Source organism: Streptomyces roseoverticillatus (genome assembly GCF_000719265.1).
Classification (GTDB): domain Bacteria; phylum Actinomycetota; class Actinomycetes; order Streptomycetales; family Streptomycetaceae; genus Streptomyces; species Streptomyces roseoverticillatus.
In genome coordinates, this window is record NZ_JOFL01000003.1 from 202,752 (window position 1) to 216,987 (window position 14,236).

Annotated in this window: 13 protein-coding genes and 1 riboswitch; of the genes, 4 read left to right on the forward strand and 9 right to left on the reverse strand. The window is 74.7% G+C overall.

The annotated features are described in order from the left end of the window. Positions 1-4 precede the first annotated feature (4 nt). Positions 5-487, reverse strand: coding sequence for a helix-turn-helix domain-containing protein (locus IF61_RS0104715; RefSeq protein WP_030364947.1), 483 nt, complete (start codon positions 485-487; stop codon positions 5-7). A gap of 511 nt (positions 488-998) precedes the next feature. Here IF61_RS0104715 and IF61_RS0104720 point away from each other — a divergent pair. After that, positions 999-1,937, forward strand: coding sequence for a trypsin-like serine peptidase (locus IF61_RS0104720; RefSeq protein ID WP_030364948.1), 939 nt, complete (start codon positions 999-1,001; stop codon positions 1,935-1,937). Between the two features lie 40 nt (positions 1,938-1,977). On the opposite strand, the gene IF61_RS0104725 is transcribed toward IF61_RS0104720, so the two are convergent. The 5 genes from IF61_RS0104725 to cobN form a co-directional block, all read right to left on the reverse strand. Further along, positions 1,978-2,739 carry a hypothetical protein gene (locus IF61_RS0104725; RefSeq protein WP_030364949.1) on the reverse strand — a complete coding sequence of 254 codons (762 nt, stop codon included), beginning with the start codon at positions 2,737-2,739 and terminating at the stop codon, positions 1,978-1,980. Beyond that, positions 2,739-4,010 carry a VWA domain-containing protein gene (locus tag IF61_RS0104730; protein ID WP_030364950.1) on the reverse strand — a complete coding sequence of 424 codons (1,272 nt, stop codon included), beginning with the start codon at positions 4,008-4,010 and terminating at the stop codon, positions 2,739-2,741. Before IF61_RS0104730 ends, IF61_RS0104725 begins: the two co-directional genes overlap by 1 nt. A gap of 10 nt (positions 4,011-4,020) precedes the next feature. After that, the gene (locus IF61_RS0104735) at positions 4,021-4,239 is read right to left on the reverse strand and encodes a hypothetical protein (RefSeq protein WP_030364951.1); all 219 of its coding nucleotides are present in this window, start codon (positions 4,237-4,239) and stop codon (positions 4,021-4,023) included. Positions 4,240-4,362: 123 nt separating this feature from the next. Continuing rightward, complete coding sequence (locus IF61_RS0104740) at positions 4,363-5,079, reverse strand: Crp/Fnr family transcriptional regulator (RefSeq protein ID WP_052392396.1); 717 nt, start codon at positions 5,077-5,079, stop codon at positions 4,363-4,365. Positions 5,080-5,089: 10 nt separating this feature from the next. Then, a complete protein-coding gene (cobN, locus tag IF61_RS0104745; protein WP_030364953.1) occupies positions 5,090-8,704 on the reverse strand; it encodes a cobaltochelatase subunit CobN in 3,615 nt (1,204 codons plus the stop codon). A 112-nt stretch (positions 8,705-8,816) separates the two neighbouring features. Next, positions 8,817-8,890: riboswitch (cobalamin riboswitch) on the reverse strand. A 160-nt stretch (positions 8,891-9,050) separates the two neighbouring features. Here cobN and IF61_RS0104750 point away from each other — a divergent pair. Genes IF61_RS0104750 through IF61_RS0104760 form a run of 3 tightly spaced genes read left to right on the forward strand, consistent with a single transcriptional unit; the run spans position 9,051 to position 12,630 of the window. Beyond that, positions 9,051-10,472, forward strand: a complete 1,422-nt coding sequence (locus IF61_RS0104750) for a cobalamin biosynthesis protein CobG (RefSeq protein ID WP_245684397.1) — start codon at positions 9,051-9,053, stop codon at positions 10,470-10,472. After that, positions 10,469-11,119 carry a precorrin-8X methylmutase gene (locus tag IF61_RS0104755; RefSeq protein WP_030364955.1) on the forward strand — a complete coding sequence of 217 codons (651 nt, stop codon included), beginning with the start codon at positions 10,469-10,471 and terminating at the stop codon, positions 11,117-11,119. The genes IF61_RS0104750 and IF61_RS0104755 overlap by 4 nt, the downstream gene beginning before the upstream one ends. Further along, a complete protein-coding gene (locus IF61_RS0104760) occupies positions 11,116-12,630 on the forward strand; it encodes a precorrin-2 C(20)-methyltransferase (protein ID WP_030364956.1) in 1,515 nt (504 codons plus the stop codon). Before IF61_RS0104755 ends, IF61_RS0104760 begins: the two co-directional genes overlap by 4 nt. A 21-nt stretch (positions 12,631-12,651) precedes the next feature. Here IF61_RS0104760 and IF61_RS0104765 read toward each other — a convergent pair whose 3' ends face one another. The 3 genes from IF61_RS0104765 to IF61_RS0104775 form a co-directional block, all read right to left on the reverse strand. Beyond that, complete coding sequence (locus IF61_RS0104765; protein WP_030364957.1) at positions 12,652-12,921, reverse strand: hypothetical protein; 270 nt, start codon at positions 12,919-12,921, stop codon at positions 12,652-12,654. Next, positions 12,914-13,273 carry a hypothetical protein gene (locus tag IF61_RS0104770; protein ID WP_030364958.1) on the reverse strand — a complete coding sequence of 120 codons (360 nt, stop codon included), beginning with the start codon at positions 13,271-13,273 and terminating at the stop codon, positions 12,914-12,916. Before IF61_RS0104770 ends, IF61_RS0104765 begins: the two co-directional genes overlap by 8 nt. Before the next feature lie 159 nt (positions 13,274-13,432). Next, positions 13,433-14,191: a cobalt-precorrin-6A reductase gene (locus tag IF61_RS0104775; protein ID WP_030364959.1), complete on the reverse strand. Its 759-nt coding sequence runs from the start codon at positions 14,189-14,191 to the stop codon at positions 13,433-13,435. Positions 14,192-14,236: the final 45 nt, after the last annotated feature.

Below are 14,236 nucleotides of genomic sequence, written 5' to 3' on the forward strand. Positions count from 1 at the left end.
ACGGTCACGGGCGGTCCTCACCACCCGCGTCGGGCGGGTCGGACGGAAGGTTCATCTGCTGCCGGAACTGGCTGATGATGGTGGTCAGGCTGTCCTGCACCTCCGGGGGCAGGCCGACCGAGCGCAGGGCGATGGCCCGCACCCGCTGGTCGCGCATGGCGACGAGGAAGCGGACCTCCTCCTCCACGCGCTCGGCCTGCGAGGCCGAGAGATCGCCCATCAGATAGCCGACCGGCACCGCGAAGAACTTCGCCAGGGCGCGCAGCACGTCCGGGCTGGGGTTGGCGCGGCGGCCGTTGCGCAGCATCGACAGATACTGCTCGGTGAGGCCGGTCCCGCCGTACTCCTCGCCGCCTGTGATCTCGTCGGCGACGTGGCCGTTGGTATAGGGCGCGCCGGGCGGGTGCATGTTCGCGAACAGGTAGTTGAGCCGCGCCGCGAGCGTGCTGCGCGCGTCGCCCGCCTCCCTGCCGCCCCCGACTGCCATCTGCTCCCGCCCTCACCGGCCGACGTTCCCCCATGCACCTCACGGCCAGTTAAGCCGAAGGTGACCGCGAGAGGCATCCTGTCACGGCCTAGGCCCGTAGCACTAGTCCACCCGGGGTCTCAGCTCGGTGACGGACTTAACCACGAGTTGATGGCGAGATGAACGACCGGGACGTTCCGGGCCGCGGGCGTTCGCATCCGTACAGGGAAGCGCCCGGGACGCCGCAGACATTCCGCCGGTCCTCCGGGGCGGGCCCCCGACGGTCACGGCCGGCCGCACGCGCCGCGCCCGGCGCGCGAACTCGACCGGGGACGGCCGCACTTGCCGCCCCGCTTCGGTCCCTCCGGGCCCGCTGCGGCGGTGACCGCGGTCGTGACGGCCGTCCGGGGCGAGGCGACCGTCGCCGCTCCGGCGTGTCCCACGTCCTCGTGAATCCTGTCGCGTCCTGGCCTGTTCACCCCGGTCCCGTGCGTAGGACGATGACACGCTCGCCACGAGGAGGTATCCGACCATGCCCAGACCTCACAGACCCCGCGCCCTGCACGGCCTGGCCGCCGCCCTGCTGTCGGGGCTGCTGGTCGCCGCCGCGTCCGGCACCGGCGCGGCCGCCGCCGGCGGGCCGCCGCGGCGCGCCGCGGCCGAGGCCGACGCCTACTGGACACCGGAGCGCATGACGGGCGCCCTGCCGGCCGGGCAGCGCGCGGGAGGGGCCGGGGGCCGGGCGCACGCCGGTGACGTGCCGCCCAGCCATCCGTTCGACGGGCTGCCGCAGGTGGGCACGTTCTTCTGGACCGACGGGAACAACACCGGCCGCTTCTGCGGCGGTACGGTCGTCCGCAGCCCGCACCGGGACCTGGCCGTGAGCGCGGCCCACTGCCTGCGCTCGCCGGACCCCAAGAAGCGGCTGACGTTCGTGCCCCAGTACCACGACGGCCTGAAGCCCCACGGCGTCTTCCCCGTGGAGGACATCTACATCGACCAGCGCTACTACGACCTGGGGACGGACCGCGGCGCGCGCTGGGACTACACGGTGCTGCGGCTCGGCGAGCGCGCCGACGGCGAGAGCGTGCAGGACGCCGTCGGCGGCTTCGGTCTCGGCATCCGCCCGGGGTACGCGCACCGCGACGTGCGGCTGATCGGCTATCCGGGCAGCAGCGACGCCAAGTACCCCAAGCCGCTGGACTGCTCCTCCTCCACGCACCGCTACACCAGCACCGACCCGAACGCCCCGGGCGACTTCCTGGAGATCGCTTGCGCGGGCTACGTCGGCGGCACGTCGGGCGGGCCGTTCCTCGTCCGCGGGGAGGACGGGTACGAGGTCATCGGCGTGATCGGCGGCTACCACACCGGGGGCGACACCCCGGACATCTCGTACAGCTCGTACTTCACGCACGACCTGCTGGAGCTGTATCTGGACGCCGTGGACGGCGACCGGCCCGCGGGCCGGTGAGCGGGGCGCCGCAGCCCCCGCCCACCGGCCGCGCGAGGCGCTACTGCTGTGCGGGGCGCCGCGGGTGGCGGGTGAGCACGTAGCCGCCGATGGCCGCGAGCGCGCCGAGGACGGCGCCGCCGACGGTCCACGCCCAGCGGTCGGACCACCAGCTGCCGTTCCAGCCGTCCTCCGGCTCCTCGACGGCCGCGGCGTGCAGCGGGGCCGCCTCGCCGCCCTCGGCGCGGGCGCCGCCCGCGTCCTTCGCCGTCGCCTCGACCTCCGCCTTCACGGGCAGGCCGTGGTCCCGGTCGGGGCCCTCGGTCAGCGTGAGGCGGACGTAGTACGCGCCGGGCAGCGGGTCGTTCGCCCACTGCTCGGCCCACGGGCGGACGGTCCGCAGCGTGCAGGTCAGGGTCACCGAGGCGTCCTGCTCGGAGGCCCGCCGCGTGGGCTCGCCGGAGGCGCAGGCCTGGCGGCGGCGCAGCCCGTCGTAGACGTCGAGCTGCCAGACGGCGGCACCGTGCCGCGCGGACGCCTCCGGCAGGTTCACGGTGGCCTTCACCTGCGGCTGCTGCCCGGCGCCGGCCGGGAACTGCCAGTAGAGGTAGTCGCCCGTGGAGGCGTCGGCCGTGGCCTTCTGCCCCTGCTTGAGAACGGTGGCCGTGCGGAAGCCCGTACCGGCCTCCGTGGGAGCGCCGTCCTCACCGGCCGAAGCGCTCGGGCTCGGGGAGGCGGCAGCGGCGGCGCCGGCCGAGGTGAACAGTGCGGCGGCGGCCAGCAGTCCGGCCGCGGCCGCGCGGGCCGCGCGGGTGATTCTCATCAGTTCGCCCTCCACACCGAGACGCGCCAGCGGGAGACCCAGCCCCACACCAGCCCTGCGATCAGCCCGGTCAGGGCCAGGACGCCCAGCAGCACCCAGCCCCGGCCGAGGCCGAAGGCTGCCAGGTCGGAGGGGTTGTCCGGGGCGTCCACGAGGTCCACGGCCAGCTCGACGGGCAGGCCCGGGTCGCGCTTGACGTTCGCGGGGGCCGCGAAGGAGCTGGAGACCTCCAGGCAGACGGTCCGCGGCTCCTTGCCCTTCTCGTCCTTGTCACCGGACTGGCCGTTGGGATAGCGGAGGCCGGACGAGATGACGTCCGTCCGCCCGCTGCCCGCCTCCGCGCCGCGGACGAGCTCTTGCCCGCCCTCGCTCACGGCGCGCACCAGCACGCCGTAGTCACGGTCGACGGCCCGGTCCGCGCCGATGCTCACCGACGTCCGCAGCTCCTGGCCCGGCTTCACCTTGACGCGGTACCAGCGGTGCTCGGAGAAGGTCTCCCGGTCGGTCCACAGGCCGGCGCCGATCTCGGGGGCCTTGGAACAGGAGTCCGTGCCCTGGAGGGGCTTCGGGGTCTCGACGGGCGTCTCGGACCGGCGCACGAGCTGTTTGATCCGGCCGGACAGCTCCTTGGTGTGCCGCACGGTGCTGTACGTGCCGCCGGTGGCCTCGGCGATGCAGCTGAGCTGCTCGCGCGTCTTGTCGTCCTGGGCCAGGCCCAGGGTGTCGATCGTCAGGTGCGTGCCCTTGGCCGCGAGTTCGCGGGCCACGTCGCACGGGTCCGGCTGGCCGCAGGAGTCCTCGCCGTCGGTGATGAGGACGATCCGGCGGGTGCCGCCGTCCGTGCCGAGGTCCTGGTCGGCGCCGCGCAGGGCGTAGCCGATGGGGGTCCAGCCGGTGGGCCGCAGCGTCGCGACGGCGGCCTTGGCCTCGGTGCGGTCGACGCGGCCGACGGGGTAGAGCTGCTTGCTGTCGCGGCAGCCGAGCTCCTTGCTGTCACCGCCGTAGTCGGCGCCGAGGGTGCGGATGCCGAGCCGCACGCCCTCCGGGACCGCGTCGATGACCTCGTTGAACGCCTGCTGCGCGGCGGCCATGCGGGTGCGGGTACCGCCGTCCACGTCCTGGGCGCGCATCGAGCCGCTGACGTCCAGCACCAGCTCGACCTTCGGGGAGTCCTTCGGGGGGCCGTCGGCGGCGTTCGCCGGCGCGATCCCCCCGGCCAGGGCGGCGAGGAGGGCGCACGCGCCCGCTGCCAGCCGTTTTCTGATGATCATCCAAACGATCCTACTGACCGCCGGAGGCCGAAATTCCCGGGGACGGCCGCCGCACCGGCCCGCCGTGCGGATCGTCGTGCTCCTGACCGCCGTTCAGCAGCCCCCAGCCGAGGAGGAGGGCGACGGCGAGCGCGATCCAGCCTCCGCCGCGCTTGCCTCTCTCGTCTCGTACCGGCGGCTTCGTGCAGGCGCAGCCGGCGTGCCGGCAGCAGCAGGTGTGGTCGGTCATCGGGAACTCCGCTCCTCGGTCCGGCCGGTGCCCCTCCCCCCGCGAGGGGCACCGGTACGGTCAAGGCTCGGCGCAACGGCCGGGAAGGAGTGCACCGGGCGTGCACAGCGGAAGTGGCGCGCGTCACACGTTCCGGGGACCGCCGCGGGCGAACGAGCGCAGCCCGGCCAGGTCGTGGACGATGATGCACTTGCGCCCCGCGCCGACGACGCCGGCGCCGATCTCGTGCAGCCGGGCGCTGACGGTGTTGCGGGAGACGCCCAAGTACTGGGCGAGGTCGGATCTGGTGACGGCCAGTTCGACGCCGGAACCGGCGGCGGCCGCGGCCTCGCCCATGGCGGCCACGAGCGCGAGCAGCGCCTGCGCGACCCGCTCGCAGGAGCCGCCGCGGCCGGCCCGCGCGCGGTCGGACTCCCCGAGCCGGGTCAGGGCGTGCTCGTGCAGGACCGGCGACAGCGCGTGCCGCTCGACGAACCGGCGGAAGCGGTCCTTCTCCACCACGGCGACCGCGCAGGCGGAGATGGCCTCGACCGTGGCCAGCCGGGCCGCGCCGCCCCGGGCGACCGCGGCCTCGCCGACCACGTCGCCCGCACCGCGGAACGCCAGCACGCGCACCGTGCCGTCCCGCTCCGCGTAGGTCACCTTGACGACCCCGCAGGCCAGGGCGAGCGCGTGCGTGCCGGGGTCGCCCTGCCGCAGTAGCACGTCCCCGGCGCGGTGCGCGCGCCGGTGTCCCTCGGCGAGCAGCGCCCCCCACAAGGGGGCGCCGATCAGGTCGGCGAGGGTCACGCCCAGGGCATGCCCGGGCGGTTCCTCCGCCGCGTACGACCGTCCGCCCATAGGGCAGACCTTAGCCCTCCGTGCCCTCCTCCAGGGATCCCTCGGTCTCCAGGAAGACCTGCCGCAGCGCTTCGAGCGTCTCCGCGTCGGGCTTGGCCCACATGCCGCGGCTCTCCGCCTCCAGGAGGCGCTCGGAGATGCCGTGCAGGGCCCAGGGGTTGGCCTCCTGCAGGAAGGCGCGGTTCTCCGGGTCCAGGACGTAGGTCTGGGCGAGCTTGTCGTACATCCAGTCCGCGACCACGCCGGTCGTGGCGTCGTAGCCGAACAAGTAGTCCACGGTGGCGGCGAGTTCGAACGCGCCCTTGTAGCCGTGGCGGCGCATGGCCTCGATCCAGCGCGGGTTGACCACGCGGGCGCGGAAGACGCGGGAGGTCTCCTCGACGAGGGTGCGGGTGCGGATCGTCTCCGGGCGGGTGGAGTCGCCGATGTACGCCTCCGGGGCCTTGCCCCGCAGCGCCTTGACCGTGGCGACCATGCCGCCGTGGTACTGGAAGTAGTCGTCGGAGTCGGCGATGTCGTGCTCGCGGGTGTCCGTGTTCTTGGCCGCGACCGCGATGCGCTTGTACGCCGTCTCCATCTCCTCGCGGGCCGGGCGGCCTTCGAGGCCGCGGCCGTAGGCGTAGCCGCCCCAGACCGTGTAGACCTCGGCGAGGTCGGCGTCGGTGCGCCAGTCGCGGCTGTCGATCAGCTGGAGCAGGCCGGCGCCGTAGGTGCCCGGGCGGGAGCCGAAGATGCGGGTGGTGGCGCGGCGCTCGTCGCCGTGCGCGGCGAGATCCGCCTGGGCGTGGGCGCGGACGTAGTTCTGCTCGGCCGGTTCGTCGAGCGAGGCCACCAGTCGTACGGCGTCGTCGAGGAGGCCGATCACGTGCGGGAACGCGTCGCGGAAGAAGCCGCTGATGCGGAGGGTGACGTCGATGCGGGGGCGGCCGAGCTCCTCCGGGGAGACGGCCTCCAGGCCCGTCACGCGGCGCGACGCCTCGTCCCACACGGGGCGGACGCCCAGCAGGGCGAGGGCCTCCGCCACGTCGTCGCCCGCCGTGCGCATCGCGCTCGTGCCCCACAGGGACAGGCCGACCGACTGCGGCCACTCGCCGTTGTCCGTGCGGTAGCGCTCCAGGAGGGAGTCCGCGAGGGCCTGGCCGGTCTCCCACGCGAGGCGGCTCGGGACGGCCTTGGGGTCGACGGAGTAGAAGTTGCGGCCGGTCGGGAGGACGTTGACGAGACCGCGCAGGGGCGAGCCGGAGGGGCCCGCGGGGACGAAGCCGCCCGCCAGGGCCTTGACCGCGTGGTCGAGTTCGGCCGTGGTGCCTGCCAGGCGGGGGACGACCTCGCGGGCGGCGAAGTCCAGGATGGCGGCGACCTGTTCGCCGTGCTCCGCGGCCACGGAGGCGACCGCCGCCGGGTCCCAGCCCGCATCCTCCATCGCCTGGACCAGGGCGCGCGCCTCGGCCTCCGCCTCGTCCGCGGTGGTGCGGGTCGCCGCCGACTCGTCCAGGCCGAGGGCCTCGCGCAGGCCCGGCAGGGCGGACTTGCCGCCCCAGATCTGGCGGGCGCGCAGGATCGACAGCACGAGGTTCACCCGCGCCTCGCCGGTGGGCGCGCCGCCGAGGACGTGCAGGCCGTCGCGGATCTGCGCGTCCTTGACCTCGCACAGCCAGCCGTCGACGTGCAGCAGGAAGTCGTCGAAGCCGTCGTCCTCCGGGCGCTCCTCCAGCCCCAGGTCGTGGTCGAGCCTGGCGGCCTGGATGAGGGTCCAGATCTGGGCGCGGATCGCCGGCAGCTTGGCCGGGTCCATGGCGGAGATCTGCGCGTACTCGTCCAGGAGCTGTTCGAGGCGCGTGATGTCGCCGTAGGACTCGGCGCGGGCCATCGGCGGCACGAGGTGGTCGACGAGCGTGGCGTGGGCGCGGCGCTTGGCCTGGGTGCCCTCGCCGGGGTCGTTGACGAGGAAGGGGTAGACGAGCGGGAGGTCGCCGAGCGCGGCGTCGGGGCCGCAGGCGGCGGACAGGCCGGCGTTCTTGCCGGGCAGCCACTCCAGGTTGCCGTGCTTGCCGAGGTGCACCATGGCGTCGGCGCCGAAGCCGCCGTCCTCGGCGGCGGCCGCGATCCAGCGGTACGCGGCGAGGTAGTGGTGCGAGGGCGGCAGGTCGGGGTCGTGGTAGATGGCGATGGGGTTCTCGCCGAAGCCGCGCGGCGGCTGGATGAGGATGAGCAGGTTGCCGCGGCGCAGGGCGGCGAGGACGATGTCGCCCTCGGGGTTGCGGCTGCGGTCGAGGAACATCTCGCCGGGCGGCGGGCCCCAGTGCTGCTCGACGGACTCGCGCAGCTCCTGCGGCAGCTTCGCGTACCAGCGCTTGTAGTCGGCGGCCGGGATGCGGACCGGGTTGCGGGCGAGCTGCTCCTCGGTGAGCCAGTCCTGGTCGTGGCCGCCGGCCTCGATGAGGGCGTAGATGAGTTCGTCGCCGTCGCCGGACTCCAGGCCGGGGACCTCTTCCGCGCCGAAGTCGTAGCCCTCCTCGCGCAGCCGGCGCAGGAGCGCGACGGCGCTGGCGGGGGTGTCGAGACCGACGGCGTTGCCGATGCGGGAGTGCTTGGTGGGGTACGCGGAGAGGACGAGCGCGATCCGCTTCTCGGCGGCGGGCACGTGGCGCAGCTTGGCGTGGCGGACCGCGATGCCGGCGACGCGGGCGGCGCGCTCGGGGTCGGCGACGTAGGCGGGCAAGCCGTCCTCGTCGACCTCCTTGAAGGAGAACGGGACGGTGATGATGCGGCCGTCGAACTCGGGCACGGCGACCTGGGTGGCGGCGTCGAGCGGCGAGAGGCCCTCGTCGTTCTCCTCCCAGGCGCTGCGCGGGCCGGTCAGGCACAGGGCCTGCAGGATCGGCACGTCGAGGGCGGCCAGCGCGCCGGCGTCCCAGGACTCGTCGTCGCCGCCGGCGGAGGCCTCGGCGGGCTTGGTGCCGCCCGCGGCGAGCACGGTGGTGACGACGGCGTCGGCGCCGCGCAGGGCGTCGATCAGCTCGGGCTCGGGGGCGCGCAGCGAGGCCACGTACAGCGGCAGGGCGCGGCCTCCGGCGTCCTCGACGGCGCCGCACAGGGCCTCGACGAACGCGGTGTTGCCGCTCATGTGGTGGGCGCGGTAGTAGAGCACCGCGATGAGCGGGCCGCTCGCGCCGGGCCGGGGGGTGCGCTCCAGCTCGCCCCAGGCGGGGGCGGCGGCGGGGGGCTCGAAGCCGTGACCGGTGAGGAGCACGGTGTCGGAGAGGAAACGGGCGAGCTGTTCGAGGTTGGCCGGGCCGCCGTGGGCGAGGTAGGCGTGGGCCTCGGCGGCGATGCCGACGGGGACGGTGGAGGCCTCCATCAGCTGGGCGTCGGGCGCCTGTTCGCCGGTCAGCACGACGACGGGGCGGTCGCCGGCGAGCAGCAGGTCCAGGCCCTCCTGCCAGGCGCGGATGCCCCCGAGGAGGCGGACGACGACGAGGTCGGTGCCCTCCAGGAGCTCCGGGAGGTCGTCGAGGACGAGCCGGGCGGGGTTGGCGAGCCGGTACGGGACCGGAGCCCCCTGAGCAGCAGCCGCGCGGGCGCTGAGCAGGTCGGTGTCGGACGTCGACAGGAGAAGGATCACGCGGCGCTCCCCAGGGCATCGAGGGTCGCCCGGGGTGCCCGGCACCGGAATGTGCGCATGCGGCGGCAAGCCTTCCTCGGGGTCCGCGCCCCGGGCGGTTGGAGGACGGCGGGAGTTCCTGACTCGCCCGGCACGAGGGCCGGGCTCACAGTGGCGGGACCGTGCCGGAGTCTCACCGGCTTCCTCCCCTGTCGCCGTCGCTGGCGTTTGGCGGAGCGGCGCTCGCGGAGCGGGCACTGTTCCACCGTGGAGCATAGTAAAGCCCAGGCAGACGGCGGTGCGGGAGTGTCCGGGGCGTGCGGTACGGGGCCGTGCGCCGGGCAGGGGCGTCGGTATGCTCGCGGCCATGTCCACCACCCCCGCACCTCCCCCGGACCGGGCCGCCGCCGGTGCCGGCGCACCCTCCGCGGGGCCCGTCCGCGAGCGGGGCGACGCCTGCCCCGGCGCGCTGCGGCTGCACGCCGCGGACGACGGGGCGCTGGCGCGGATCCGGTTGCCCGGCGGGTTGTTGACGGCCCGTCAGGCTCTGGAGCTGGCCCGGATCTCGGAGGATCTCGGGGACGGGCACCTCGACCTCACCTCGCGCGGCAACGTCCAGCTGCGGGGGCTCGCCGGCGGCTGCGGTGGCACGGTCGCCGGGCGGCTGCGGAAGCACGGAATGCTGCCGTCGGACCGGCATGACCGGATCCGCAATGTGGCGGCCTCGCCGCTGTGCGGCCTGGACGGCTTTGCTCCTGAATCCGCTTCCGGTTCCGGTTCCGGCTCGGAAGAGGCGCCGGCGAACATCCAGGCATGGGTTCGTGAGCTGGACGGACTGCTCTGCGCCGACGACGCTCCCGTGGACCTGACGCACCTCTCAGGAAGATTCCTCTTCGGACTGGACGACGGGCGCGGCGACATCGTGGCCCTGCGGCCCGATGTGACATTGATCGCAAGCGGCCCCGGGCGGGCCGGCCTGTACTTCGGCACCTCCGGGCCCGGCCTGCGCGTCTCCGCCGCGGACGCCCCGCGCGCGGCGGTCCTGGCGGCGGCGGAATTCCTGGCGGCGCGGGAGGCGTGCGGCAGCACGGCATGGCGCGTACGGGAACTGCCCGCCGGGCAGCGGCCGGCCGTCGCCCGGCTCGTGGAGCGGCTCGCGGAGGCGGACATCCTCTCCACGCCGCTCCCCTCCCTACGGCTCCCCCTGGGCGAACCGCCTGTACCGGGCGTGGTGACGGGCCCGGACGGGCTCCGCGCCCTGTCCGTGACGGCGCCGCTGGGGCGGCTGACCAGCGCTCAGTGGCGGCTCGTCAGCGGCATGGCCGGCCGGGAAGGGAACGGGGAACTCCGCGTGACCCCTTGGCGCGGCCTCGTCGTCCCCGGCCTGGCTGCCGCGAAGGCCCCGGGCCTGCTGGCGACGCTGGCGGACGCCGGGTTCGTCACCTCCCCGGACTCCGCCTGGCACCGCGCGGGCGCGTGCGCCGGGCGCCCCGGATGCGCCAAGTCCCTCGCCGACGTGCGGGCGGACGCGGCGGCCTGCCTCGCGAGCGGGCAGGCTGCTGGTGCGACGGCGCTCCCGGTCTACTGGTCCGGGTGCGAGCGGCGCTGCGGGCATCCCGGGGGCGGCCCGTGGGTCGACGTCCTGGCGACGGGCGACGGCTACCGGGTGACGGTGCGGGACGGAAACCGGATAACGGTGCAGGACGGCGGCCGGCAGGACGCCGCGCCCCGGACGGTGACGACGGCAGGACTCGCCGGCGCGGTGGCGACGGCACGTACCACGACATGAACGAGGACAACGAGGCCACAGTGTTCGACTACGACAAGGACGGCGCGTCCATCTACCGCCAGTCCTTCGCCACCATCCGCGCCGAGGCGGACCTCGGCGGGCTGCCGCCCGACGTCGGCCGGGTCGCGGTGCGCATGATCCACGCCTGCGGGATGACGGACCTCGTCAAGGACCTCGCCTACTCCCCCGGCGTCGTGGCGAAGGCGCGCGCCGCGCTCCTCGCCGGGGCGCCCATCCTGTGCGACGCGAACATGGTCGCCAGCGGCGTCACCCGCAAGCGCCTGCCCGCGGACAACGAGGTACTGTGCACGCTCGCCGACCCGGCGGTGCCCGGGCTGGCGCAGCGCATGGGCACGACCCGCAGCGCCGCGGCCCTGGAGCTGTGGCGCGAGAAGCTGGACGGCGCCGTCGTGGCCGTGGGCAACGCGCCCACCGCACTGTTCCGGCTGCTGGAGATGGTGGCCGAGGGCGCGCCCCGGCCGGCCGCCGTGCTCGGCATACCGGTCGGCTTCATCGGCGCCGCCGAGTCCAAGGACGCCCTGGCCGCCAGCCCGCTGGGGCTGGAGTACCTGGTGGTGCGGGGGCGGCGCGGCGGCAGCGCCATGGCCGCCGCCGCGATCAACGCGATAGCGAGCGAGGAAGAGTGAGCGAGCAGCATTCGCAGACGACGGGCCGGCTGTACGGGGTGGGGCTCGGCCCCGGCGACCCGTCGCTGATGACCGTACGGGCCGTCGAGGTCATCGTGGCGGCCGACGTCGTCGCGTACCACAGCGCCCGGCACGGCCGCTCCATCGCGCGCTCCATCGCCGAACGCCACCTGCGCCCCGAGCACATCGAGGAGCGCCTGGTCTACCCGGTCACCACCGAGACCACGGACCACCCCGGCGGCTACCGGGGCGCGATGGAGGAGTTCTACGAGGAGGCCGCGGCGCGGCTCGCCGCGCACCTGGACGCCGGGCGCACGGTCGCCGTCCTCGCCGAAGGCGACCCGCTCTTCTACAGCTCCTACATGCACATGCACAAGCGCCTCGCGCACCGCTACCCCACCGAGGTGATCCCCGGGGTCACCTCCGTGAGCGCCGCGGCCGCCCGGCTCGGCGAGCCGCTCGTCGAGGGCGAGGAGGTCCTGACGATCCTGCCGGGCACGCTGCCCGAGGAGGAGCTCGCGGCACGGCTCGCCGCCACCGACTCGGCCGTCGTCATGAAGCTCGGCCGGACCTTCCCCGCGGTGCGGGGCGCGCTGGAGCGCTCCGGACGGCTCGCGGACGCGCGGTACGTCGAGCGCGCGACGATGAGCGGCGAGCGCACGGGGCGGCTCGCCGACGTGGACCCCTCGTCGGTGCCGTACTTCTCGGTCGCCGTCCTGCCGAGCCGCGTGGACGCCGCGCCCGGCGCGGAACGGGGCGAGGTCGTGGTCGTCGGACTCGGCCCGGCGGGCCCGCTGTGGCTCACGCCCGAGGCGCGCGGCGAGCTCGCGGCCGCGCAGGACATCGTCGGCTACAGCACCTACGTGGACCGGGTGCCGGCCCGCCCCGGCCAGCGCCGCCACGCCTCCGACAACAAGGTGGAGTCGGAGCGGGCCGAGTTCGCGCTGGACCTGGCGCGGCAGGGGCGGCGCGTCGCCGTCGTCTCGTCCGGCGACCCCGGCGTCTTCGCCATGGCCACGGCGGTCCTGGAAGTGGCCTCCGAAGGCCCTTACCTCGACATCCCGGTGCGGGTGGTGCCCGGCATGACGGCCGCCCACGCGGCCGCCTCCCGCGCGGGCGCCCCGCTGGGCCACGACTACGCCGTCATCTCCCTCTCCGACCGGCTCAAGCCGTGGGAGGTCATCGCCGAACGGCTGCGCTCCGCCGCCTCCGCGGACCTGGTCCTGGCCCTGTACAACCCCGGCTCCCGCAGCCGCGTCTGGCAGGTCGGCAAGGCCCGCGATCTGCTGCTGGAGTTCCGCGCCCCGGAGACGCCGGTGGTCGTCGCCCGCGACGTGGGCGGCCCGGCGGAGTCCGTCCGCATCGTCCCCCTCGGCGAACTCGACCCCGCGGAGGTCGACATGCGCACGATCCTCCTCGTCGGCTCGACGCAGACGCGGGTGGCGAGCCGCACGGCGGACGGCTCACCGGAGAGGATCGTCTGGACGCCGCGGAGGTATCCGGAGGGGTGACCGATCAGCGGTGGGTACGGCTCACGTACCGAGGAAGGACACCCGGCGGATGTAGACCCGCTGGTGTCGCGGGATGACCTGGTACACGAACATGCCCGACGCGTCGACGGCCTCTTCCTGCATAGGGGGCGAAGCGCCCGTGTACTTCGCCCCGTCCAGGTAGAGCGCCGCAGCCGCGCGGACCAGCTCATCGGCCCGCTCCTCGACCTTCGCGATGAACGCGAGGCTCTCGATGCCGCCGATGACGAACCCGGGGTCCGGGTCGTACTCCCACGCCCAGCCGTCAGTCACCGGTCACCGCGGCCCGGGCCTCGTCTCGTACGGCCATGCACTCGTCCATGGCCGTACGCCACCTCGGGTCCTCGCGGTCCAGCGCGTTCGAGGCGTCAAGGGCGGCGTGATAGCGAGCCGCCAGGCCGGGGCGACGCTCGATCTCGATCTCGGTCGCCCATTTGACCTGGAACATCCGGATCGGGTTGAACGAGGCGTGCTGCGTGGCCGCGGTGAACGCCGAATCGCGGTCCGCCTGGAACTCCGCGAGCCGGGACGGAGCGACGCGCGCCAGCGCTGCACGAAGGGCCGGGAACGTCATGTCGGGACGCGGAAAGAGCTCGGCGGGCTCTTCTGAATGCTGTGCGGTCATCGGTCCTCCGTCGTCCGTCCGGCGCTCTCCGAACCGTACCGGCTCGGCCTTGGTGCCGGTGGGAAACCGACCGGCCGAAGCCGTCCTAGGACGCTTTCCACCCGCCCAGGCAGCCGCCGCCCCGGCACGGCACGGCACGACCGCAGGAGCGGGCTCGGCTCAGGTGCCGGAGAAGCAGCGGCGCAGCCACTCCCCGGCCTCGGCCGGGTCCGCCGCCGTCGGGACGCCCTCCGGGGCCGGGGGCCGGCGGACCACCACGACCGGGACGCCCGCCTCGCGGGCCGCGGTCAGTTTGGCCGACGTGGCCGCCGCCCCGCTGTCCTTCGTCACCAGGACGTCGATCCGGTGGCGCCGCAGCAGCTCGCGCTCGCCGTCGACCGTGAACGGGCCTCGGTCCAGGAGGACTTCCATGCGGGGCGGGGCCGGCGGCCCGGGGGCGTCCACGGAGCGGACGAGGAACCACATATCCTCGAGGTGCGCGAAGGCCGCCAGGCCCATCCGGCCCGTGGTCAGGAACGCGCGCTCCCCCAGCGCGGGCAGCACTCCGGCGGCTTCCGCCAGGGAAGCGACCGGGTGCCAGCAGTCACCCGGGCCGGGCTCCCAGCCGGGGCGGCGCACGGCCAGCACGGGAACGCGGACGGCCGCGGCGGCCTGCGCCGCGTTGAAACTGATCGTGCCGGCGAAAGGATGGGTGGCGTCGATGAGCGCGTCCACCTGCTGCTCGCGCAGCCACCGGGCGAGGCCCTCGGGGCCGCCGAACCCCCCGATGCGGACCTCTCCGGCGGGCAGGCGCGGCTGCGCCACGCGGCCCGCGAGGGACGTGGTCACACGGAGCCCGGGGTCCGCGTCGAGTTCGCCCGCAAGCCGGCGCGCCTCGGTCGTGCCGCCCAGGATCAGGATGTGGCGCTCGGCCCCCACGTCGTGCCTTTCTGTTCGCGTTCGCGTCACGGCCGGTTCGGCACC